Source organism: Burkholderia sp. BCC1998 (assembly GCF_905339875.1).
Classification (GTDB): domain Bacteria; phylum Pseudomonadota; class Gammaproteobacteria; order Burkholderiales; family Burkholderiaceae; genus Burkholderia.
In genome coordinates this window covers 129,417-150,081 of sequence record NZ_CAJPHE010000004.1, presented here as the reverse complement: position 1 = coordinate 150,081, position 20,665 = coordinate 129,417, and the positions used below count along the sequence as shown (strand labels likewise).

Here is a 20,665-nt window from a genome sequence, read left to right as displayed (position 1 = left end):
CCGGGCCTGGTCTCGCGCATAGGGACGTGCCGGCGGCCCGCCGACACGATGGCCCTCCCGATTGTCCGCCGCGAGTCATGACACTGCCATGCGCGAAAACGCTAGTAAATGAACTAAACAACCGCATCGGAAGCCGAAATGATCGATGTGCCGCGCAACATGGGCCGTGCGGGTTGCAGGTTGCGGGTTCAGGCGCCGGTGCTGCCGGTCGCGCGGTGCGCGAGGACGTTCGGCCGGTTGCCGCGCACGCCGAAGCGCGCGATCAGCGCGGGGATCGCGTCGGCCGGCACGGGGCGCGAGAACAGGAAGCCCTGCGCCTCGATCTCGCCGAGCGCGGACAGCCATGCGATCTGCTCCTCGGTTTCGGTGCCTTCGACGACGACCGTCAGGCCGAGCGAGCGCGCGAGATGCACGATCGACGACACCATCACGCACACGCTGCGATCGTTCGGGATCGCCTGCACGAACGAGCGGTCGACCTTCAACGTATCGACGGAGAAGCGGTGCAGGTACGACAGCGACGAGTAGCCGGTGCCGAAGTCGTCGAGCGCGATCCGGATGCCGAGCTTCTTCAACGCGACGATCTTCTCGGACACGAGCTCCGGATATTCCATCATCGCGGTCTCGGTGATCTCGAGCTCGAGCCGGTTCGCGTCGATGCCGGTGTCCTGCAGCGCCTGCGAAATCGTCTCGATCAGGTCGCCGCGCCAGAACTGTACCGGCGAGATGTTGACCGCGAGCGTCAGCGTGTCGTGGCCGTCGTCGCGCCAGCGCGCGATCTGCTCGCACGCGGTGCGGATCACGAAGTCGCCGATCGGCACGATCAGGCCCGTCGATTCGGCGATCGAAATGAATTCGTTCGCGGAGATGACCCCGTGCTCGGGGTGGTCCCAGCGCGCGAGCGCCTCGAAGCCGGTGATCGTGCGGTGCGTCAGGTCGATCTTCGGCTGGTACGCGAGGAACAGCTGCCCCTCGGCGAGCGCGACGCGCAGTTGCTGTTCCCAGCGCATCAGGTGATCCGCGCGATGCGACAGGTGCGGCGCGTAGAACTGGTAGCAGTTCTTGCCCGCATCCTTCGCGCTGTACATCGCGAGGTCGGCCTTCTTCAGCAGGTCGATTTCGCTTTCGTTCGCGACGGTGTGCAGCGCGATGCCGATGCTCGCATGCAGCACGAACGAACTGCCGCGCACGTCGAACGGCTCGCCGAACATCCGGATGATCGCTTCCGCGAGCCGCACCGCGCGCCGTTCGACGTCGTCGCCCTTCATCACGACGACGAACTCGTCGCCGCCGATCCGTGCGAGCGAGCCTTCGTCGCCGACGGCATCCGACAGGCGCGACGCGGTCATCTGCAGCACGATGTCGCCGGCGTTGTGCCCGAGCGTGTCGTTGACGGTCTTGAAGTTGTCGAGGTCGATGAACAGCAGGCCGAGCCGCGACAGGCTGGCCGGCATCGACACGTCGTTGCGCAGCCCGCGCAGCGTCGCGTAACGGTTCGCGAGGCCGGTGAGCAGGTCGTATTCGGCGAGCTGGGTCATCTCGCGCTCGCGTCCGAGCAGCTTGCCGATCAGCCCCGTCGCGACGCCGAAGAACGCGAGCATCGCGAGGGTGATGAAGCTCGTCATCAGCAGGTAGACGTTGCGCGTATGGTAGTAGTCCGCGTATTCCTCGGTCTGCGACAGCCCGACCATCACCGCGAGCGGGTAGCCGTCGAGATGGCGGTACGACACGATGCGCGTGACGCCGTCGATCGGGTCGATGATCGTGCCCGTGACGCGCTCGGCGATCGGATAGACGCCCGATGCGGAGAATGCCCCCGGTGCGTTGTTGAGCGAGCCGGTGCGCCGCGCGAGCACGGCACCCGTATCCGACACGACGGAGATCACGCCTTCCTTGCCGATCGCCGCGTTGTTGTAGAAGTCGTTCGTGAAGTAGCTCGGGTCTTCCGACACCACGACGATGCCGGCGAAGCTGCCGTCCGGGTTGTTCAGGCGCCGCGTCATCTGCAGCGTCCAGTGGCTCGACACGCGGCCGAGCACGGGCTTGCTGATGTACAGGCGATCGTCGTTGTGCGCGAGGTGGACCTTGAAGTGCTCGCGGTCGGACAGGTTGATCGGCTTCGGGTGGAGTTCGGCCGTGTTCGCGAACAGGATGCCCTTCGCGTTGACGAGCGAAACCTGGATCAGCGTGTCGCTCGGCACGACGCCTTTTTCGACCGTGCTCGCGAGGTTGAAGCGCGCGGGCGATTTCTCGAATTCGAACTTGACGAAGCGGGTGATCTGGTCGACCTGGTGGATCGCCTTGACCGTGTGCTGTTCGAGCGCGGACGACAGGATCGCCGCGGAAGCCGCCGCTTCCTTGTATGCGCTGTCCTTTTCGACCGACAGCCGCGCGATGATCACGGCCCACAGCAGCGCGAGCGCGAGCATCCCGAGCAGCGGGATCGCGAACAGCGCGCGCCGGCGCGACTTGCGTGGCGCGCGTAGCGGCCGGTTCGGCGGCGGGTGGTTTGACCGGGCGGAGCTCATCGAAGAGGGCGGCGTCCTGCTCGCGTGCGCCATCCCGCGTCGGGATGGCCGGCTATGGTTGGGGTCGCACCGGCGTCTGTTCGTACGCGGGATGCGCAACCATGGACAGACCCGCCGAAGCGACGGATTAGGCCCGATATTACTGGCTGGAACGTTTTTGCGATAGCCGGGGGAATCGTAGGGCGCCGGCCGGGCCGGCGCCATCGCACATCGCGAAATGTTACACGGGGGACCGGAAGGTGCCGTCGACGACCGTGACGACGTGGCCGCCGATCCACGTAGTGCCGTCTTCGGCATAGCTGACGAAGATGCGGCCGTCGCGGCCGATCGCCGTGCCCTGGCGGGCCGTATACGACTGGCCGGGGCGGCGTTCCTGCCGCGTCAGCAGCCCGGCCAGCGCGGCGTTTGCGCTGCCGGTGACCGGGTCCTCGCCGAAGCCGAAGTCGCCGCCCGTCATCAGGCAGCGGATTTCGAAGGTCGCGGGACCGCCTTCGGCATGCGGCGCGTAGACCGCGAGGCCGTCCGTGCCGTAGCGGCGCGTGAGCGCCTCCAGCGCGGCCGGATCGGGCGCCAGGCCGATGCACGCGTCGGCCGACTTCAGCCGCACGACCAGCCACGGCGCGCCGTTGTCGATCGCGCACGGCTCGGCTTCCAGGTCGATCGCGTCGCTGCGCAACGCGGCCGCCAGTGCCGGGTAGTCCGAACGGTCGAGCGGCGTGAACCGTGCCGGCGGCGCGGCGAATGCCCAGCCATCGGCCTGTTCGCGCAGTTCGACCAGGCCGACCCCGCATTGCTGGACCAGCCGGCCCGGCGTGCGCGGCCGCGCGCCGCTTTCCAGGAACGCATGCGCGGTGCCGAGCGTCGGGTGGCCGGCGAACGGCAGTTCGCCCGCCGTCGTGAAGATCCGCACGCGGTAGTCGGCGTCCGGATCGGTCGGCGTGCAGACGAACGTGGTTTCCGACAGGTTCGTCCAGCGGGCGATCGCGAGCATGGCGTCGTCGCCGAGCGAGTCGGCGTCGAACACCACGGCGAGCGGGTTGCCCTTGAACGGCACCGACGTGAACACGTCGACCTGCTTGAAGCGGACGAGACGACCGGTCACCTCGATGCCCCCGTTACGCGACTTCGGCGATCAGTTCGATCTCGACGCACGCGCCGAGCGGAATCTGCGCGACGCCGAACGCCGAACGCGCGTGCTTGCCGGCGTCGCCGAACACCTCGGCGATCAGTTCCGACGCACCGTTCGTCACGACGTGCTGTTCGGTGAAGTCGAGCGTCGAGTTGACGAGGCTCATCAGCTTCACGATGCGCGTGACCTTGTTCAGGTCGCCCGTGTGCGCGTGCAGCGTCGCGAGCAGGTCGATCGCGATCGCGCGCGCAGCCGCCTTGCCGTCTTCCGTCTGCAGGTCGGCGCCGAGCTTGCCGGCCCAGACCTTGCCGTCCTTCTTCGCGATGTGGCCCGACAGGTAGACCGTGTTGCCGCTTTGCGCGCTCATCACGTAGGCGGCGGCCGGTGCGCCGGCGGTCGGGAGCTCGATGCCGAGCGACTTCAGCTTGTCGTAGACGTTAGCCATGGATTCGATTCCTCGTGGATCGTAGAGAGTCGTGACAGGGAAAAAGCGGATCAGAGACGCTCGCGCAGCAGCTTGCCGAGGCGCGCGACGCCTTCCTCGATCTTCTCCGGCGGCACCGTCACGAACGACAGGCGCAGCGTGTTCTGCTGCGGGTCGTTCGCGAAGAACGGCGCGCCCGGCACGAAGGCGACGTGGTTGGCGACCGCGGCCTCGAGCAGCTTCATGCTGTCGATCTGCGCGGGCAGGTTCACCCAGATGAACATGCCGCCGTCCGGGCGGTTCCACGTGACGCCTTCCGGCATGTGGCGCGCGAGCGACGCGAGCATCGCCTCGCATTGCGCGCCGTACAGCTGGCGGATCGTCGGGATGTGCTCGTCGAGGAAGCCGTCCTTGATCACTTCGTGCGCGATGCGCTGCGTGAGCGTCGGCGTGTGCAGGTCGGTGGCCTGCTTGGCCTGCACGAGCTTGAAGTGGAGTTCCTCGGGGGCAATGATGTAGCCGATCCGCAGGCCCGGCGCGAGCACCTTCGAGAACGTGCCGAGGTGCACGACGTGATCCGGCGCCATCGACAGCATCGTCGGCAGCGGCTCGCCCTGGTAGTTCAGTGCGCCGTACGGGTCGTCTTCCAGCACCGGGAACGGGCTCGACTGCGCGAACGCGGCGAGCGCGCGGCGGCGCTCGACGGGCAGGCGGCGGCCGGTCGGGTTCTGGAAGTTCGGCTGCGCGTACAGGAGGCGTGCGCCTTGCGTGAGTTCGGGCGTGAGGCCTTCGGGCAGCAGGCCCTGCTCGTCGGTCGGCACCTGCACGTAGCGCGGCTCGTACAGCGAGAACGACTGCAGCGCGCCGAGGTAGGTCGGGGTTTCGACGAGGATCGGGCTGTCCGGATCGATCAGCGCCTTGCCGAGCAGGTCGAGCGCCTGCTGCGAGCCGGTCGTGATCAGCACCTGCGACACGCGCACGCTGTAGCGCTCGGCGATCCATTCGCGCAGCGGCAGGTAGCCTTCGGTCGCGCTGTACTGGAGTGCGGCGGCGGGCGCATCGCGCAGCACGCGGTCGGCCGCGGCGCGCATGCGCTCGGCCGGGAACGTCGCGGGAGCGGGCAGGCCGCCTGCGAACGAGATGACCTCGGGGCGTTCCGTGACCTTCAGGATCTCGCGGATCGCAGAGCTCGTCAGCTTGCGGGCGCGTTCGGAAAGCTGCCAGTGCGGCGGATGCAGGTCGCTCGGATTCATAGTCTCCTCGTTCGGATATCGTGGTCAGTCAAGAAAGGTCGGTCAGGCAGATTGCGTCGACGCAGCCGGGTGGGCGTGCGGGAGCGCGATCGGGCCGTCGCGGCCGGGTGGGCAAAACCGTTCAGGCAAAACGGACATTATGGCGCACCTCATCAACCGGCGCGAGCGGGACGCGGGGCCGTGGCCACCGCCGAGCGCCGGCCGAGCATCACGGTCGCGATCACGGCGGCCGCGAACAGCCACGTCGACGGCGTCACCGTTTCGCCGAACAGCAGCGCGGAAAAGGCGATCGTGAAGAAGATCTGCAGCAGTTGCACCTGGCCGACGCGCGCGATGCCGCCCATGGCGAGCCCCGCGTACCACGCGAAAAAGCCGATGAATTGCGAAAAGAGGGTCACGTAGCCGAACGCGAGCCACGTGCGCAGCGCGAGCGGGGCCGGATGCGCGATGTGCTGCGTCCATGCGAGCCAGCCGACCGGCAGCACGAGGAACGGCGCGGACACGACGAGCGCCCAGCAGATCACCTGCCAGCCGCCGATCTGGCGCGCGAGGCGCGCGCCTTCCGCATAACCGAGCGCGCCGATGCCGACCGCGACGAGCATCAGCGCGTCGCCGGCCTGCACCGTCCCGCCGCCGTCGCGCAGCGCGAACGCGATCACCAGCGCGCTGCCGGCCAGCGCACTGGCCCAGAACGCCTTCGACGGCCGTTCATGCGACAGCCACGCCGCGTACAGCGCGACGAACAGCGGCTGCAGGCCGTTGACGACCGCGCCGTGCGACGCCGGCACGGTCTTCATCGCCCACGCGGAGAACACCGGATACGCGATGATCACGCCGGCCGACACGACCGCGAGGCTTTTCAGCTGCGCGCGGGTCGGCAGCCGTTCGCGGCGCCACCACAGCAGCAGGCCGGCCGGCACCGACGCGGCGAGCGCGCGGCCGAGCCCGTTCAGCAGCGGGTTGAGTTCGGAGACGACGATACGCGTCATCGGCAGCGTGAGGCTGAAGATCATCACGCCGATGAGGCCGAGCAGCATGCCCCGGGTTTCGCGCGAATTCATGGACTGGGTGTCTCCGTATTGCAGGGTTCGGGTAATCGAAAGGGCGCCAGGGCGGTCAGCGCAGCGTGCGTGCGCCCTGCGGCGTGTCGAATTCGGCGACGAGCGCCGGCGGGCCGTCGCCGGTGTCGAGGTCGAGCAGATGGCCGGCGCCGAGCCAGTCGAGCTGCTCGCGGACGGCATCCGCACGCGGGTGGACGCCCTTGAGCGCCTTCAGCGCGACGCCGTTGTCCGGCAGCGATTCGGCCGGATGGCGCGGGCTGTCCCACTGGATCAGCGACGGCACGAGGCCGTCGCCGGCGCCTTGCCACGCGGGGAACGCGCCGTCGTCGGGCACCGTGAGGCCCCAGCTCAGGTCGCCGCGCCGCATCGCGACGACCGGTGCGATGCGCGTCGGGTACTGGCTTTGCCACAGCGCGAGCCGGCGCGGGCGGTCGACGCGCGCGACCCAGTGCGCGAGGAACGGGCCCTGCGCGAGCCGCGCGTGCATCGCCGGATCGTCGAGCGCGAAGAGCCGCGCGCGCGGCGGCGTGGCGTCGTCGCCTGTCGCGGGCGCGTCGGGATCGATCGCGATCACTTCGAGGTACAGCCCGCCCCACGCGCCGAACAGCGCGTTGTGGGTGCGCATCAGCGGATGGCGGCCGCCGCCGGCCGGTTCGATGCCGAGCGCGTCGGCGACGTGGCGCACGCCTTCGTCGAGCGTACGCGCGGCGATCACGAGATGGTCGAGGGTCAGGGAGCGGGCTGGCATCAACGTCGGTCGGGAAGCGAAAGTGTCATGGTGGGCGGACGACGCGCGGGACGGTTGGGCGGCCGGCCGGTGCCCGGCCGCGAATGCAGGCCGGACGGGGCTGCGCCGCATACGGCAGGGCCGGAACGGCGGCCGCACGATCGCCATTCCGGTCAACTGTAATCGTCGGCACCGGCACAGTAACGGTACAATCGGCGCGATAGCCTTCGGTACAGTTGGAGCCGCCGCCCATGTCCACCGTCCCACTCGCCCAGATTCCCGCGCCGCACGATACGGCCACGCTCACGCTCGTCGACCAGCTCGTCCAGTGGGCGCGGCGCCGCATCGACGAACGCGTGTTCCGGCCCGGCATGCGGATGCCGTCGATCCGCAAGCTCGCGCTCGACAAGAGCGTGTCGCGCTTCACCGTGGTGGAAGCGTACGAACGGCTCGTCGCGCAGGGCTACCTCGACTCGCGGCGCGGCTCGGGCTTTTACGTGCGCGAGCGCACGGCCACCGGCCCGCTGCCTGCCGACAACGTGGTGCGCGTGGCCGAGGCCGCGCCGGTGCACAACACGATCGACGTGGTCTGGCTGCTGCGCAACATGCTGCATACCGCCAGCCCGGAAAAAGGGCCGGGTCTCGGCTACCTGCCGGGCCGCTGGCTCGACGGCGAGCTGATCACCGGTGCGCTGCGCGCGCTCGGGCGCCAGTCCGGCGCGCAGATGCTCGGTTTCGGCACCGCGCAGGGTTTCCTGCCGCTGCGCCAGCAGCTGCAGACGCGGCTCGCGGAAGTCGAGATCGGCGCGAAGCCCGAGCAGCTCGTGCTGGTGTCGGGCATCACGCAGGCGATCGACCTGATCTCGCGGATCTACGTGCGTCCCGGCGATGCGGTGATCGTCGGCGATCCCGCGTGGTTCCAGATGTTCGGCCGCTTCGCGTCGCAGGGCGCGCAACTGGTCGGGATGCCCTATACGCCCGACGGCCCCGATCTCGACGCGCTGGAAACGCTCGTGCAGATGTGGCGGCCGAAGATGCTCGTGATCAATTCGGTGCTGCAGAACCCGACCGGCACGTCGCTGTCGGCCGCGCAGGCGTTCCGGATCCTGAAGCTCGCGGAGGCGTACGATTTCCTCGTCGTCGAGGACGACGTGTACGGCGACCTGTGCCCGCCGAGCTATTCGGCCACGCGGCTCGCGAGCCTCGACCAGTTGAAGCGCGTGATCTACCTGGGCAGCTATTCGAAGACGCTCGCGGCGAATTTGCGGGTCGGCTATGTCGCCTGCGCGCCGGAGATCGCGAAGGCGGTCACCGACCAGAAGATGCTGGTCGGGATGACGACGCCGGAGCTCAACGAGCGCGTGTTGTACAAGATACTGACCGAAGGGCACTACCGGCGCCACGTCGAGCGGCTGCGCGCGCGGCTCGACGGCGTGCGCGACAAGACCGCGCGGATGCTCGAGCGTACCGGGCTGCGGCTCTTCACGATGCCGGCGGCCGGGATGTTCCTGTGGGCCGACACGGGCGTCGATTCGGATGCGCTCGCGGCCGCCGCGCACGAGGAAGGCTTCCTGCTGACGCCGGGGAGCCTGTTCTCGCCGCAGCAGTCGTCGTCGACATGGACGCGCTTCAATGTCGCGAACTGCGGCGATCCGGCGCTGCCGGGGTTTCTCGCGCGCTATATCGAATCGGCGGCGCGGCGCGCGTCGTGACGGCGGGCGGCACGCCGCCCTTGAAATCCGCTCGCTCGTCCCCAGATACCCGCGCAAACCGCCTGCGCCAGGCGGTCGTCCTTGACGGGCTCGCCGGCATCGCGCGCCGGCGCACCCGCGCTACACCATTCAAGTTCAAGTAAGAGGAAACAGCATCCATGGCACACGAAACGATGAGCTTTCAGGCAGAGGTCAAGCAACTCCTCCACCTGATGATTCATTCGCTCTACAGCAACAAGGAAATCTTCCTGCGCGAACTGGTGTCGAACGCGTCCGACGCGGCCGACAAGCTGCGTTTCGAAGGGCTCGCGGACAACGCGCTGTACGAGAACGATCCGAACCTGCGCATCCGCATCGGCTTCGACAAGGCGGCACGCACGATCACGATCGAGGACAACGGCATCGGCATGAGCCGCGACGAGGCGATCGCGAACCTCGGCACGATCGCGCGTTCGGGCACCAAGGAATTCTTCACGAAGCTGTCCGGCGACCAGCAGAAGGATGCGGCGCTGATCGGCCAGTTCGGCGTCGGCTTCTACTCGGGCTTCATCGTCGCGGACAAGATCACCGTCGAGACGCGCCGCGCCGGCCTGCCGGCGAACGAAGCCGTGCGCTGGGAAAGCGCGGGCGAGGGCGATTTCACGATCGACGCGATCGAGCGCGCGCAGCGCGGCACGAAGATCACGCTGCACCTGCGCGAAGGCGAGGACGAGCTGCTGTCGTCGCACCGCCTGAAGTCGATCATCCAGAAGTATTCCGATCACATCGCGCTGCCGATCCTGATGCAGAAGGAAGAGTGGGATCAGGAAAAGGGCGAGATGGTCCTGAAGGACGAGGACGAGACGGTCAACCAGGCGAGCGCGCTGTGGACGCGCTCGAAGAGCGACGTCACCGACGAACAGTACACGCAGTTCTACCAGCACATCGCGCACGACCACCAGGATCCGCTCACGTGGACCCACAACCGCGTCGAGGGCCGCAGCGAATACACGCAGCTGCTGTTCGTGCCGGCGCACGCGCCGTTCGACCTGTGGAACCGCGACTACCGCGGCGGCCTGAAGCTGTACGTGAAGCGCGTGTTCATCATGGACGATGCCGAGCAGCTGCTGCCGCAATACCTGCGCTTCGTGAAGGGCGTCGTCGATTCGGCCGACCTGCCGCTCAACGTATCGCGTGAAATCCTGCAGGAAAGCCGCGACGTGAAGGCGATCCGCGAAGGCGTGACCAAGCGCGCGCTGTCGATGCTCGAGGAGCTCGCGAACGCGGAAGAGGATGCCGGCAAGGAGAAGTACAAGACGTTCTGGAGCGCGTTCGGCCAGGTGCTGAAGGAAGGCCTCGGCGAGGATCACGCGAACCGCGAGCGCATCGCGAAGCTGCTGCGCTTCGCGTCGACGCACGGCGACACCGACGCGCAGGACGTGTCGCTTGCCGACTACGTGTCGCGCATGAAGCCCGAGCAGAGCAAGATCTACTACGTGACCGCCGATACGTGGCAGGCCGCGAAGAACAGCCCGCACCTGGAGGTGTTCCGCAAGAAGGGTGTCGAGGTGCTGCTGCTGACCGATCGCGTCGACGAATGGATGCTGTCGTTCCTGCACGAATTCGACGGCAAGCCGCTCGCGAGCGTGGCGCGCGGCGATCTCGACCTCGGCGAGCTGAACGACGAGGAAAAGAAGGCGCAGGAGCAGGCGGGCGAGGCAATCAAGCCGGTCGTCGAGAAGATGAAGGAAGCGCTCGGCGACAAGGTGAAGGAAGTGCGCGTCACGTTCCGCCTGACCGATTCGCCGTCGTGCCTCGTCGCCGACGACAACGACATGAGCGGCTATCTGCAGCGGATGCTGAAGGCGGCCGGCCAGAACGCGCCGGCGATGCAGCCGATCCTCGAGATCAATCCGGAGCATGCGCTCGTGAAGCAGCTGAACGCCGATAGCGCCAACTTCGGCGACTGGTGCCATCTGCTGTTCGACCAGGCGTTGCTGGCCGAAGGCGGGATGCTCGACGATCCGGCGAGCTTCGTGAAGCGGACCAACGCGCTGCTGCTGTCGCGCAGCGCGTGAACGCGCGGATGCGATTCGACGGCGCACGGGCGGGCTGGCGCGACACGCCCCGGCCCGGCTGCACGCTCGACCAACGCGACTGGCTCACGCGCGGCGGTTCGCTGACCGCGCATCTCGCGCGGCTCGGCAGTGTGAGCGTGCGCGTGACGCGCGAGGCCGTCGACTGTCCGTGGTTCGACGAGCCGGACGCGCTCGACAGTGCGCCGCGCGCGCCGATGTGGGTGCGCGAGGTGATCCTGTCGGTCGACGGCACGCCGTACGTCGCCGCGCACAGCATCGCGCCGCTCGCGGCCAGCAAGGGCGTGTGGCAGGCGATGCGGCGGCTGCGCACGCGGCCGCTCGCGGAGCTGCTGTACAGCGATCCGCAGGTCGAGCGCTCCGCGCTCGTCAGCCGGCGCGTGATCGCAGGTCATCCGCTGTATGCGCTCGCGAGCCATGCGCTCGGCGCGGGCGTGCGCGCGCCGCATGCGTTCGCCGCGCGGCGCTCGGTGTTCCAGCGGCGCGGCAAGCCGCTGATGGTCACCGAATGCATGCTGCCCGCGCTGTGGCGCCATCTCGATGCGCACGGCGACGGGCCGCGCTCCGTCGGGCCGCGCGGAGCAGCGTGATGCTGCAAGGCTTTCCACCGGTCGTCGGGCCGCATACGCATACGATGATTCTCGGCAGCTTTCCGGGCGAGGCGTCGCTCGATGCCGCGCAGTACTACGCGCATCCGCGCAACCAGTTCTGGCGGTTGCTCGGTGCGGTGCTCGGCGAACCCGGGCTGCACGAACTCGTGTATGACGCGCGGCTCGAACGCGTGCTTGCGCACGGCATCGGCATCTGGGACGTGCTCGATGCATGCCATCGCAAAGGCAGTCTCGATTCGGCGATCCGGAATGCGAAGCCGAACGACTTTGCTTCGTTGCGCGAGCATGCGCCGTTGCTGAAGAAAGTCTGCTTCAACGGCAAGACGGCAGGGCGGTTTGCCGATGTGATCGGCGCGGCGGGTTATGAAACGCTCGTGTTGCCTTCGTCGAGTCCGGCGAATGCGACGTTGTCGTTCGAACAGAAACTGGTGCTCTGGCGCGCCCTTCGCACCTGAGGCGCGCCGGATTCCGGGTATCCGGTGAAGCGGTATCAGGTGGGCGGCGGCAGGTGCCTGGCGCCCCCGGCCGCGGCAATGCGACCTTGTGCTGCGACGAGTTGGTCGTCGGTGGTCGCCACCAGCCACAGACGTGCGTGCTCCTCGATCCGGCGGTTGTGGTCCTTCAACGGACCCATCGCGGCAGCGGCCTTCCAGACCACCGGGCCGATTCGGCTACTCCTGCCCGACGGCGCGCCTACCAGCAGGCAGTAAGGTCCAAGCGGAAGCGATACGAACGGAAGTGCCGGACTGGCGCTCACGCGCCAGTCGATGAACGGTGTGTCGCTGATCAGCAGCGGCGCGGGCAAGCCGTAGAGCACACTGAAATCGTACAGCGCCAGCTGCTCTCGCATGGCGACGTAAATTCGACGGATGTCGTCGACAACCGCCGCGCGGATTTCGTCGTCGAACATGGGTTCCTGCGCGTAGCGGGCAAATGCCTGTCGAGCCTCCCGTTGATACGCGCTGAACAGGCCGATCTCCACGCAGTCCTGCACCGCGCGCTGAACCTCCGCTACAGAACCGGCTTCCCCAGGCGTGCCCAGTTGCGCAGCCCGCAAAAAGCGGGCAAGTCCTTCCTCGTGGATCGCAGGACCCTCCGCGGATGCGTCTTCGTCAGTGTTCTTGCCCAGCGGCACGTAGATATATTGCTCGGCAGCGAAATGCGATTTCTTGCCTGCATCGAACTTGATTTCGCCATCGACGCAGTCGAGATAGCGCGTCCCGATTCGGCCGTGCTCCCAAACCCAATTCTTCAGGAACGGACGGAGTGGATGCAGTCTGTCGTGATCGGCCATCGCAACCTCCAGGTTTCCGTGTATGAGCCATTCCGGCAACGCGCCGCACCCTCCGCGCCGTCGCAGGGGCCCGCACTACAACGCGAGCGTGCCCAGCTCCTCATAAGTACGATGCAGCCAGACCTTGACGCGCTGCCGCTCCAGCAAGCCGAGCCCCGTGGCGGCGCGGTCGCGATGATTGACCGCCGCCCAGAAGCTCGCGCTTTGACGATCGATCTTCTGCATCGTCGTGTCGGGCAGGCGGCGCAGCGTAATCACGCTGGCGCCGAGGGCCTCGGCCCGCTCGCGTTCGCCGGACGCCTCCAGAATCTCGAAGCGATCGCCGCGGACTTCATTCAGTACCAGCACCAGCTTGATGCGTCCACCGAATTCGTCGAGCCAATGCCGCAGCAGATCGACCGAATCGCGTCCGGTGTCCATCACGTGCCACCACGTCAACGTGAGGCCGTGTTCTTCGGCAAAATCCAGCACGTCCGAATCGTCGAGCCATCTTGCGAGCGACTGCCGCGTCTGGGCCGCGAGGTCGACCAGTATGCGCCGCTGCGGATCTTCGAGCGCCGATTCCATGACCGGATCGAGGCTGTCATGCTGGTCGAGCACGGCAGGCGCGGCAAAATCGGCATAGAACCGCAGCAGCGCGCCGTGCGATCGGTCGGTATCGAAGCCCATGAAGGGCACGCTCCGATCGATGAAATACTGGGCCAGCACACGGGCGGCGAGCGATTTGCCGACGCCGCCTTTTTCCCCGCCGATGAAGTGGATGTGACTCATGATGACGAAATCCCGTGTGATGGAGCCGGTATGGCCGAGCAGATGTTGGCAGGCTTCGATGACGTTACGGCGTAACAGGTCACGTCGAAAGAATATGCAGGTGCGACAGCAGCATGCTGTCTGTTCGACGCCGATGTCAAACTGAACAAAATGGCAGCGCCAGCATGCGCCATCTCTGAAGCGTGAACCTAGAAGCGCTCGACGCGCACCTCGACCGAGTCCTTGGGCACGGTCAGCCGCGTGCGGTCGAGCAGGGCCTCCGCGGGCGCGGTGCCGTCCGGGTTCAGCGGCCTCACTTTGTTGAACACCACGCAAAAAAGCTCCGGCGTGACGGTGGCTGACGCATAGCCCTGTGCGTCGTGGTCGGCGTGGCGCAGATCGGGGTTGTTCGTCGTCAGGAAGGTGTCGAGTTTGGCCGGGGTGGAGGCCAGCGATGCAAACGGCGTGCCGCTCCATGCGGCTTTCAGGTAGGAATAGAAGGACGCGCTGCTGATGCCTGCGCAGACGAAGTCGACGGCCACGGGCGTGCCTTTTGCAGGGTCGGGGTCGTCCCGCACGACGCCGCACTGAAACGCATGCAGGTCCCCGCTGATCGCGACGACGTTGCGGATTCCCTGCTCGTTCAGGTATGAGAGCAGCTCGCGTTTGTGCGCCGGATAGCCGTCCCATGCGTCGCAATCGACCACGAGGCGTGCCGCCGGTGTCTGCGGCGCGCCTGGCATCACCGCCCACAGGCGATTCAACATCACCTCGTTGCCCCACACCTTCCAGGTCGCGGGCGAACCCTTCATCGTGGCCTTCCACCATTGCGTCTGCTCCGGGCCGAGCATCGACGGCGCGCGACCAAGCTGCGCGGTAGCCTGCGCCTCCAGGCGCTGCAGCACACCCTGGTTGACGAAGTAGCGCGAGCCGGCTGCGTCGTCGCCGTTGACCGGGTCGTGCCCGCGTGTACGCGCGACAGACGCCTCGCTGACGACATGGTCGTCGCGATACAGCCGCTCGTCCGTCATCACGAGATGCATCAGCGTGCCGAAGCGAAATTCGCGATAGATACGAATGTTGGTGTACGACGGATTGTCCGGTTCGAAGCGCACGTCGCTCCAGTCCACCGGCATGTACTCCGCCCACGCGCGACTGGCGTTGCGGCGGCGCTGCGTCTCCTGCCTTTCCTCGTTGGTGTAGACCTGATGATCCTGCCAGCAGTCGTCGGAAAACTCGTGGTCGTCCCATATCGCGATCATCGGCAGGCGCTGGTGCAGCGTCTGCAAGCGCGGGTCGGTACGATAGGTGCGATAGAGCGTCCGATAGTCTTCGAGCGTATCGGCATACACGCGGCCATCGGCGAGCGGCTTTCCGTCAGGCAGGCGCAGCGGAGGGTGCGCCGCCTCGACCGTGCCGGGTTTCGAGGCCCCAACCGTCTCATAGATGTAATCGCCCACATGCACGACGAAATCGAGATCGCTTTCGGCTGCCAGCAGGCTCATGGCTTGCCAGTGATTGATGCTCCAGTCCTGGCAGGTGAGCCATGCGAAGCGAACGCGGTGGTTGGCCTCGTCGGCATCGGGAGCCGTGCGCGCGACGCCGGTGGCACTCACGTCGCCGCCGGCGACGAACCGGTAGTGGTACGTGAGATTCGGTGCGAGCTGCGTTACCTTCGCGCGCACGGTGAAGTCATAGGTGGCGCGTGCTCCCAACGGTACGCTGGCGACGAGCGTCGAGAAATCCGGCCGCGTCGATACTTCGAGTCGTAACGGGATCGTGTGCGCGACGCCTTTCGCGCGGTGCCGCGCGTTCTCGGCGACGGGCACGCAGCGCGTCCAGAACACGACGGAGCGATCGCGCGGATCACCGCTGGCGACGCCTTGCGGGAACCGATACCGGCCCTTGCGCGCGGTGCCGGCAGATCGGGCCGACAGCGGAGCGACGAGCGTACCGGTGGCTGCCGCAACCGTGAAAAAGGTCGACGACTTGAGGAAATGGCGGCGATCCATCGATCCTCCCGATCGACATACCAAGGATGCCAGGAGAGGAGCGTCGCGACGCAGCAGTACGCGATCGCGTCGCTCGCCCTGCAATCCGGAACATCGGCACGACGTTGCCGTCAGGCGGCGAATACGACTTCGATATGCCCTTCGACTTCGGACTGACGGTCAGGCCCGACGACGATCTGCACGTCGCGTCCGAGCTTCGCCAGACATTCCAGCATCTTCGTTTCGCTCACGCCGCGAAACTGCCCGCGCAGCATGTTCGACAGCTTCGGCTGCGTCATGCCGAGCAGCCGGGCCGCCTGCTGCTGCGTCCATTTGCGCGCCTTGATGATCTCCGCGATCTTGGCGGCGAGTTGAGCCTTCACGCGCATTTCGTCGGCATCGCGCATGCCCAGATCAGCGTAGACGTTCCCGCTGCCCGGTTCGATTTCGATCATCGTCTTGCTCCTTGTGCGTGTGCTTCGGCTGCTTTCAGGCGTGCGCGGACGAGATCGCCGTCCGGCTTCGGCGTCGCGATGCCGCACGATGATTTCTTCTGGAAGCAGTGCAGCACGTAGACGCTGCTCCCGAGCTTCACCGTGTAGACGGCGCGGTACGTGCCGTTGTCTTCCGATTCCACGATCTCGAGCACGCCGGCCGATCCGAATCCTCGCAACGGCTTCGCCTGCTCGTGCTTGCGTCCGGTCTGCTCCAGATACAGCGCATAACCGAACGTGTCCTGCACGGCTTCGGGCATCGCTTTGAGGTCCTTGCGCGCCGAGCCGAGCCAATACAGCGGTTTGATGTACGGATCCATCGATGAATTTATCCCTATTTGGGTATATTTTCAAGGTGCGCGCAGGAACCCGGTGCGACCGTTCGCATGCGGTGTGAGGGCGGGGCAGGCTGGAGGTGAACGCCGACGGGCGATGCCGGCTCGGCACCGCGGTGCGTGTTGACGAAGGCGAGCGCGCGCGTGATCTTCCGGCTGATGGCCGTTCCTTCACATCTTTGCGTCGCGGGGAGACCGGGGCAATTCAGCCGTTCGACAGAGGGCGATCGATTTGGGGCGATGACGGCGGGAAGCGGGTTGTTCGTTACCGAAGAACGGCGATCGTACGTGCGTGCGTGTCGCGCCGGACGATCAATCGTCCTTGCCCCATCGCCACCCGGGCTTCTCGCCCTTGAGCCGGCAAACGGCAGTCAGCAGCGCGACCAGTACCACGATGCAGGCACCGTATGCGATCGGCGATTGGTGCGGCGGCACTAGCCACGCGCTCGCGATGATCCCGATCGCGAACAGCAGCAGCACGACCCAACCTTGCCACGCGACAGGCAAACCCCATCCCCAGCCGTAGCGCTTCGCGGGAAACCAGATCTTCTTGCCGTTCGAGGTCATGCGTCCTCCTTCGATCAATGAACGCGGCGTAGCGCCAACGGCGCGGTGAAGTCGAAGTCGTGCATGACCAGGCGTTCGGTACGGTTCCCGCTGCCACCAATGCTATCCTCTCGTCCGCTCATCCAGCGTCACCCAGCGAGATTCAATCATGACCCGACTGATCAAGCGCGCGTCCGCCGAGGCGCGCGCGTTCAAAAAACGCAAGCCGTCCGCCTACAACGGCTCCGAACAGCTCCAGCCGCCGCGCGTGAAGCGCCGCCCGGAGATCGACGAACACGACGACGTGCCCGTCCTCGACGCACCGCGCAAGCCGCGCTTCGCGCCCGTCACGTTCTCGGAAGAGCGCGGCGTGCGCTTCCTGCACTTCGGTACCGAATGGGTGCAGGGCGCGATGCGGATTTCGAAGCCGCTCGCCATCGAGCTCGAATACGCGCAGCAGATGATGGCGTGGCTGCTGTTCCTCGAAACGCCCGAGCGGATCGTCCAGCTCGGGCTCGGCACCGGCGCGCTGACGAAGTTCTCGCACCGCTTCCTGCCGCACGCGAAGGTCGAGGCCGTCGAATTGAACCCGGCCGTGATCGTCGCCGCACGCACGATGTTCGCGCTGCCGCCCGACGACGCACGCCTCGTCGTGCACGAAGCCGACGCGTGGGACTTCGTCAACGATCCGGCCAACCGCGGCACGACGGGCGCTCTGCAGATCGACCTGTACGACGCGACCGCACGCGGCCCGGTGCTCGACAGCGTCGCGTTCTACCGCGCGGTGCGCGGCTGCCTCGCCGACGCGGGCATCGCGACGATCAACCTGTTCGGCGACCATCCGAGCTTCGTGCGCAACATGAAGCACCTGAACGCGGCGTTCGACCATCGCGTGATCGCGCTGCCGGAAGTGCACGACGGCAACCGGATCGCGATCGCGTTCTCGGGCCCCGCGCTCGACGTGTCGTTCGCGCAGCTGGAAGCGCGCGCGAAACTGATCGAGGACACGCTGAAGCTGCCCGCGCGCAAGTGGGTGAAAGCTTTGAAAGAAACGATCGGCGCACGCGAATCCTCGTTCGCGATCTGACGCTCATGCGCCGGCCGCATGCCGGTGCAATCGCATGACTGGGGGCGGATCACCTCGGGTTCGCCCCCGCTTGACCGCGCGTTCGCGGCTCCTATACTGGCGCGAAGCCAGGGGAGCCGCAGCTTACCCGTTTTGCCGCTCCTCTCGCCGCCGCACCCGCTTGACAAGATCGATAACCGGGAAAGATGAGGAGACGTCATGGCTCACGATGCCGACGCCAATCGGGCCGCCAAGCGCTGGCTCTGGCTGCTGGTACTGCCGCTGATCGCGATGGTGTGGGTACCGTCGTACAGCAAGATCGAACCGCAATGGTTCGGATTTCCGTTCTTCTACTGGTACCAGCTCCTTTGGGTCTTCATTAGCGCGGTGATTACCGCGTTCGTCTATTTCAAGACCAGGAACGCGTGGAAGGCGAGCGGCCCGCAGGGAGGTGCGCGATGAATCTCGGCGCGACCTTCGTTTTCGTGCTCCTGTTCATCGGTGTCACGATCATCGGTTTCCTGGCCGCCAACTGGCGGCGCGGCGATCTCGCCCATCTCGACGAATGGGGCCTCGGCGGCCGCCGCTTCGGCACGATCGTCACGTGGTTCCTGCTCGGCGGCGACCTCTACACGGCCTATACGTTCGTCGCGGTGCCGGCGCTCGTGTTCGGCGCCGGCGCGATGGGCTTCTTCGCGCTGCCGTACACGATCCTGATCTACCCGTTCGCGTTCGTCGTGTTCCCGAAGCTGTGGAGCATCGCGAAGCGTCACGGCTACGTGACGGCCGCCGACTTCGTGAACGCACGCTACGGCAGCCGGATGCTCGCGCTCGCGATCGCGGTGACGGGCATCCTCGCGACGATGCCGTACATCGCGCTGCAGCTCGTCGGCATCGAAGTCGTGATCGGCGCGCTCGGCTTCGACACGACGGGCTTCGTCGGCGACCTGCCGCTGATCATCGCGTTCGCGATCCTCGCCGCGTACACGTACACGTCGGGGCTGCGCGCGCCCGCGATGATCGCGATCGTGAAGGACATCCTGATCTACATCACGATCGCCGCGGCGGTCATCGTGATCCCGGCGAAGCTCGGCGGCTTCGGCCACATCTTCGCGAGCGTGCCGCCCGCGAAGCTGCTGCTGAAGGCACCCGACGCGGCGAGCCTGAACGGCTACAGCGCGTACGTGACGCTCGCGATCGGCTCGGCGCTCGCGCTGTTCCTGTATCCGCACTCGGTCACGGCGATCCTGTCGTCGTCGTCCGGCAACTCGATCCGCCGCAACATGGCGATGCTGCCCGCGTACTCGTTCGTGCTCGGCCTGCTCGCGCTGCTCGGCTACATGGCGCTTGCGGCGGGCGTGAAGGACATGCCGCAGTACGCGCCGTACTTCAAGGCGTTCGGCCCGAACTTCGCGGTGCCCGCGCTGTTCCTCGAGTATTTCCCGTCGTGGTTCGTCGGCGTCGCGTTCGCGGCGATCGGCATCGGCGCGCTGGTGCCGGCGGCGATCATGTCGATCGCGGCCGCGAACCTCTATACGCGCAACATCCACCGCGAGTTCATCAACCGCGACATGACGCACGACCAGGAGACGCACGTCGCGAAGCTCACGTCGCTGATCGTGAAGGTCGGCGCGGTCGCGTTCATCCTCGGGCTGCCGCTCACCTATGCGATCCAGTTGCAGCTGCTCGGCGGGATCTGGATCATCCAGACGCTGCCCGCGATCGTGCTCGGCCTGTACACGCGGCTGCTCGACCATCGCGGCCTGCTGGCCGGCTGGGCGGCAGGCATCGTGTGCGGCACGTGGATGGCGGTGTCGCTGAAGCTCGCGAGCTCGATCTTCACGATCCACCTGTTCGGCCTCGCGATTCCCGGCTACGCGGCCGTGTGGTCGCTGGTCGTGAACCTGGTGGTGGCGGTGGCGGTGAGCGTGCTGGTGCGCGCGATGGGCATGGCGCATGCGGAGGATCGCACGCGGCCGGAGGACTATCTCGACGTCGTCGAGGGTTGATGCGGGCGGCGCGGCCGCGTGTCGCGGGCCGCGCATCGCGCAGCGGCAACGACGCCCGTCACTGCGAAGTGGCGGGCGTTTTCGCGGGTGTCAGCCCTGCGCGCGTTTCACGAGATCCTCGCGTTGCGACAGGTCTTCGACGTTGACCATCCAGTGCACGCCGAAACGGTCCTTCGCCATCCCGAAGCCGAGCGCCCAGAACGTCTTGCCGAACGGCATCGTCACTTCGCCGCCATCGGCGAGCGCATTGAACAGCTTCTGGCCTTCCTCGACCGTCGCCGGGTTCAGCGACAGCGAATAGCCGGCGTGCGTGCCGCCCGGCTGGCTGCAGTCGCCGTCAGAGCACATGATCATCGAGTCGCCGATCGTGAAGCTCGCATGCATCACCTTGTCGGCCATCTCGGGCGTGATCGCGTGTTCGGGATTCGGTGGAGCATCCTTGAAGCGCATCTTGAACATCGTCTTCGCGCCGAGCGCCTTTTCGTAGAACTGAAGGGCCTCTTCCGCGCGGCCGTAGAACGTCAGATACGGTTGGACTTGCATCGTTGTCTCCTGTTGACCGGGCCGGCGTGTCGGTGCCGGCGCGGGTACTTCCAAGATTGACCGGGAAGAGCACGCCGGGATGCGGCCGGCGCACTCGTGACGTGGATTGTAGTGCGC

The 20,665-nt window shown here is 66.7% G+C and carries 20 protein-coding genes; 7 read left to right on the top strand and 13 right to left on the bottom strand.

All coding sequences use genetic code 11. The features are described 5' to 3' along the window. Positions 1-188: 188 nt before the first annotated feature. From U5A56_RS09265 to U5A56_RS09240, 6 genes are all read right to left on the bottom strand, one after another. Entirely contained in the window at positions 189-2,528 is a 2,340-nt protein-coding gene (locus U5A56_RS09265) for an EAL domain-containing protein (protein ID WP_321802092.1), read from the bottom strand. 220 nt (positions 2,529-2,748) lie between these two features. Further along, the gene (locus U5A56_RS09260) at positions 2,749-3,630 is read right to left on the bottom strand and encodes a PhzF family phenazine biosynthesis protein (RefSeq protein WP_321820530.1); all 882 of its coding nucleotides are present in this window, start codon (positions 3,628-3,630) and stop codon (positions 2,749-2,751) included. A gap of 13 nt (positions 3,631-3,643) precedes the next feature. Next, positions 3,644-4,102 (bottom strand): RidA family protein, encoded by a 459-nt coding sequence (locus U5A56_RS09255; RefSeq protein WP_034190720.1) that lies wholly within the window; start codon positions 4,100-4,102, stop codon positions 3,644-3,646. A 50-nt stretch (positions 4,103-4,152) separates the two neighbouring features. Next, the gene (locus tag U5A56_RS09250; protein WP_257772921.1) at positions 4,153-5,334 is read right to left on the bottom strand and encodes a PLP-dependent aminotransferase family protein; all 1,182 of its coding nucleotides are present in this window, start codon (positions 5,332-5,334) and stop codon (positions 4,153-4,155) included. A 152-nt stretch (positions 5,335-5,486) separates the two neighbouring features. After that, positions 5,487-6,395, bottom strand: a complete 909-nt coding sequence (locus tag U5A56_RS09245; RefSeq protein WP_321921962.1) for a DMT family transporter — start codon at positions 6,393-6,395, stop codon at positions 5,487-5,489. Positions 6,396-6,450: 55 nt separating this feature from the next. Further along, entirely contained in the window at positions 6,451-7,143 is a 693-nt protein-coding gene (locus tag U5A56_RS09240) for a VOC family protein (RefSeq protein ID WP_257772920.1), read from the bottom strand. A gap of 230 nt (positions 7,144-7,373) precedes the next feature. On the opposite strand from U5A56_RS09240, the gene U5A56_RS09235 reads away from it, so the two are divergent. The 4 genes from U5A56_RS09235 to U5A56_RS09220 all read left to right on the top strand — a co-directional run bounded on the left by U5A56_RS09235 (position 7,374) and on the right by U5A56_RS09220 (position 11,975). After that, the gene (locus U5A56_RS09235) at positions 7,374-8,834 is read left to right on the top strand and encodes a PLP-dependent aminotransferase family protein (RefSeq protein WP_124487178.1); all 1,461 of its coding nucleotides are present in this window, start codon (positions 7,374-7,376) and stop codon (positions 8,832-8,834) included. A gap of 158 nt (positions 8,835-8,992) precedes the next feature. Next, a complete protein-coding gene (gene htpG, locus U5A56_RS09230) occupies positions 8,993-10,891 on the top strand; it encodes a molecular chaperone HtpG (protein WP_044846431.1) in 1,899 nt (632 codons plus the stop codon). Positions 10,892-10,899: 8 nt separating this feature from the next. Then, positions 10,900-11,499, top strand: coding sequence for a chorismate--pyruvate lyase family protein (locus tag U5A56_RS09225; protein WP_044846453.1), 600 nt, complete (start codon positions 10,900-10,902; stop codon positions 11,497-11,499). After that, positions 11,499-11,975: a DNA-deoxyinosine glycosylase gene (locus U5A56_RS09220; RefSeq protein ID WP_044846432.1), complete on the top strand. Its 477-nt coding sequence runs from the start codon at positions 11,499-11,501 to the stop codon at positions 11,973-11,975. The genes U5A56_RS09225 and U5A56_RS09220 overlap by 1 nt, the downstream gene beginning before the upstream one ends. Positions 11,976-12,010: 35 nt before the next feature. Here the strand turns inward: U5A56_RS09220 and U5A56_RS09215 are convergent, their stop codons facing one another. From U5A56_RS09215 to U5A56_RS09190, 6 genes are all read right to left on the bottom strand, one after another. After that, positions 12,011-12,814, bottom strand: coding sequence for a hypothetical protein (locus U5A56_RS09215; protein WP_321921960.1), 804 nt, complete (start codon positions 12,812-12,814; stop codon positions 12,011-12,013). Positions 12,815-12,889: 75 nt separating this feature from the next. Next, positions 12,890-13,585 carry a mobilization protein gene (locus tag U5A56_RS09210; protein ID WP_321921958.1) on the bottom strand — a complete coding sequence of 232 codons (696 nt, stop codon included), beginning with the start codon at positions 13,583-13,585 and terminating at the stop codon, positions 12,890-12,892. Between the two features lie 188 nt (positions 13,586-13,773). Next, complete coding sequence (locus U5A56_RS09205) at positions 13,774-15,576, bottom strand: alkaline phosphatase D family protein (RefSeq protein WP_321921956.1); 1,803 nt, start codon at positions 15,574-15,576, stop codon at positions 13,774-13,776. Between the two features lie 110 nt (positions 15,577-15,686). Further along, complete coding sequence (locus U5A56_RS09200; RefSeq protein ID WP_039319579.1) at positions 15,687-16,010, bottom strand: helix-turn-helix domain-containing protein; 324 nt, start codon at positions 16,008-16,010, stop codon at positions 15,687-15,689. Then, on the bottom strand, positions 16,007-16,369 hold the full coding sequence (locus U5A56_RS09195; RefSeq protein WP_321921954.1) for a type II toxin-antitoxin system RelE/ParE family toxin: 363 nt from the start codon (positions 16,367-16,369) through the stop codon (positions 16,007-16,009). The genes U5A56_RS09200 and U5A56_RS09195 overlap by 4 nt, the downstream gene beginning before the upstream one ends. A 327-nt stretch (positions 16,370-16,696) precedes the next feature. Continuing rightward, entirely contained in the window at positions 16,697-16,951 is a 255-nt protein-coding gene (locus U5A56_RS09190; RefSeq protein WP_321921953.1) for a hypothetical protein, read from the bottom strand. Between the two features lie 148 nt (positions 16,952-17,099). Here U5A56_RS09190 and U5A56_RS09185 point away from each other — a divergent pair, with 148 nt between their 5' ends. From U5A56_RS09185 to mctP, 3 genes are all read left to right on the top strand, one after another. Next, positions 17,100-18,017, top strand: coding sequence for a spermidine synthase (locus U5A56_RS09185; RefSeq protein WP_124487185.1), 918 nt, complete (start codon positions 17,100-17,102; stop codon positions 18,015-18,017). A gap of 198 nt (positions 18,018-18,215) precedes the next feature. Beyond that, positions 18,216-18,458 carry a DUF3311 domain-containing protein gene (locus U5A56_RS09180; RefSeq protein ID WP_321921951.1) on the top strand — a complete coding sequence of 81 codons (243 nt, stop codon included), beginning with the start codon at positions 18,216-18,218 and terminating at the stop codon, positions 18,456-18,458. Continuing rightward, positions 18,455-20,005 carry a monocarboxylate uptake permease MctP gene (gene mctP, locus U5A56_RS09175; protein ID WP_044846438.1) on the top strand — a complete coding sequence of 517 codons (1,551 nt, stop codon included), beginning with the start codon at positions 18,455-18,457 and terminating at the stop codon, positions 20,003-20,005. The genes U5A56_RS09180 and mctP overlap by 4 nt, the downstream gene beginning before the upstream one ends. Before the next feature lie 90 nt (positions 20,006-20,095). Here the strand turns inward: mctP and U5A56_RS09170 are convergent, their stop codons facing one another. Then, complete coding sequence (locus tag U5A56_RS09170; RefSeq protein ID WP_321811020.1) at positions 20,096-20,548, bottom strand: VOC family protein; 453 nt, start codon at positions 20,546-20,548, stop codon at positions 20,096-20,098. Positions 20,549-20,665: the final 117 nt, after the last annotated feature.

Coding starts and splice junctions, on each gene's coding strand:
- U5A56_RS09220 (WP_044846432.1), top strand. CDS start 11,499: ATGCTGCAAGGCTTTCCACCGGTCGTCGGGCCGCATACGCATACGATG.
- U5A56_RS09200 (WP_039319579.1), bottom strand. CDS start 16,010: ATGATCGAAATCGAACCGGGCAGCGGGAACGTCTACGCTGATCTGGGC.
- U5A56_RS09170 (WP_321811020.1), bottom strand. CDS start 20,548: ATGCAAGTCCAACCGTATCTGACGTTCTACGGCCGCGCGGAAGAGGCC.
- U5A56_RS09210 (WP_321921958.1), bottom strand. CDS start 13,585: ATGAGTCACATCCACTTCATCGGCGGGGAAAAAGGCGGCGTCGGCAAA.
- U5A56_RS09245 (WP_321921962.1), bottom strand. CDS start 6,395: ATGAATTCGCGCGAAACCCGGGGCATGCTGCTCGGCCTCATCGGCGTG.
- U5A56_RS09235 (WP_124487178.1), top strand. CDS start 7,374: ATGTCCACCGTCCCACTCGCCCAGATTCCCGCGCCGCACGATACGGCC.
- U5A56_RS09250 (WP_257772921.1), bottom strand. CDS start 5,334: ATGAATCCGAGCGACCTGCATCCGCCGCACTGGCAGCTTTCCGAACGC.
- htpG (WP_044846431.1), top strand. CDS start 8,993: ATGGCACACGAAACGATGAGCTTTCAGGCAGAGGTCAAGCAACTCCTC.
- mctP (WP_044846438.1), top strand. CDS start 18,455: ATGAATCTCGGCGCGACCTTCGTTTTCGTGCTCCTGTTCATCGGTGTC.
- U5A56_RS09205 (WP_321921956.1), bottom strand. CDS start 15,576: ATGGATCGCCGCCATTTCCTCAAGTCGTCGACCTTTTTCACGGTTGCG.
- U5A56_RS09180 (WP_321921951.1), top strand. CDS start 18,216: ATGGCTCACGATGCCGACGCCAATCGGGCCGCCAAGCGCTGGCTCTGG.
- U5A56_RS09265 (WP_321802092.1), bottom strand. CDS start 2,528: ATGAGCTCCGCCCGGTCAAACCACCCGCCGCCGAACCGGCCGCTACGC.
- U5A56_RS09185 (WP_124487185.1), top strand. CDS start 17,100: ATGACCCGACTGATCAAGCGCGCGTCCGCCGAGGCGCGCGCGTTCAAA.
- U5A56_RS09195 (WP_321921954.1), bottom strand. CDS start 16,369: ATGGATCCGTACATCAAACCGCTGTATTGGCTCGGCTCGGCGCGCAAG.
- U5A56_RS09225 (WP_044846453.1), top strand. CDS start 10,900: ATGCGATTCGACGGCGCACGGGCGGGCTGGCGCGACACGCCCCGGCCC.
- U5A56_RS09190 (WP_321921953.1), bottom strand. CDS start 16,951: ATGACCTCGAACGGCAAGAAGATCTGGTTTCCCGCGAAGCGCTACGGC.
- U5A56_RS09215 (WP_321921960.1), bottom strand. CDS start 12,814: ATGGCCGATCACGACAGACTGCATCCACTCCGTCCGTTCCTGAAGAAT.
- U5A56_RS09255 (WP_034190720.1), bottom strand. CDS start 4,102: ATGGCTAACGTCTACGACAAGCTGAAGTCGCTCGGCATCGAGCTCCCG.
- U5A56_RS09240 (WP_257772920.1), bottom strand. CDS start 7,143: ATGCCAGCCCGCTCCCTGACCCTCGACCATCTCGTGATCGCCGCGCGT.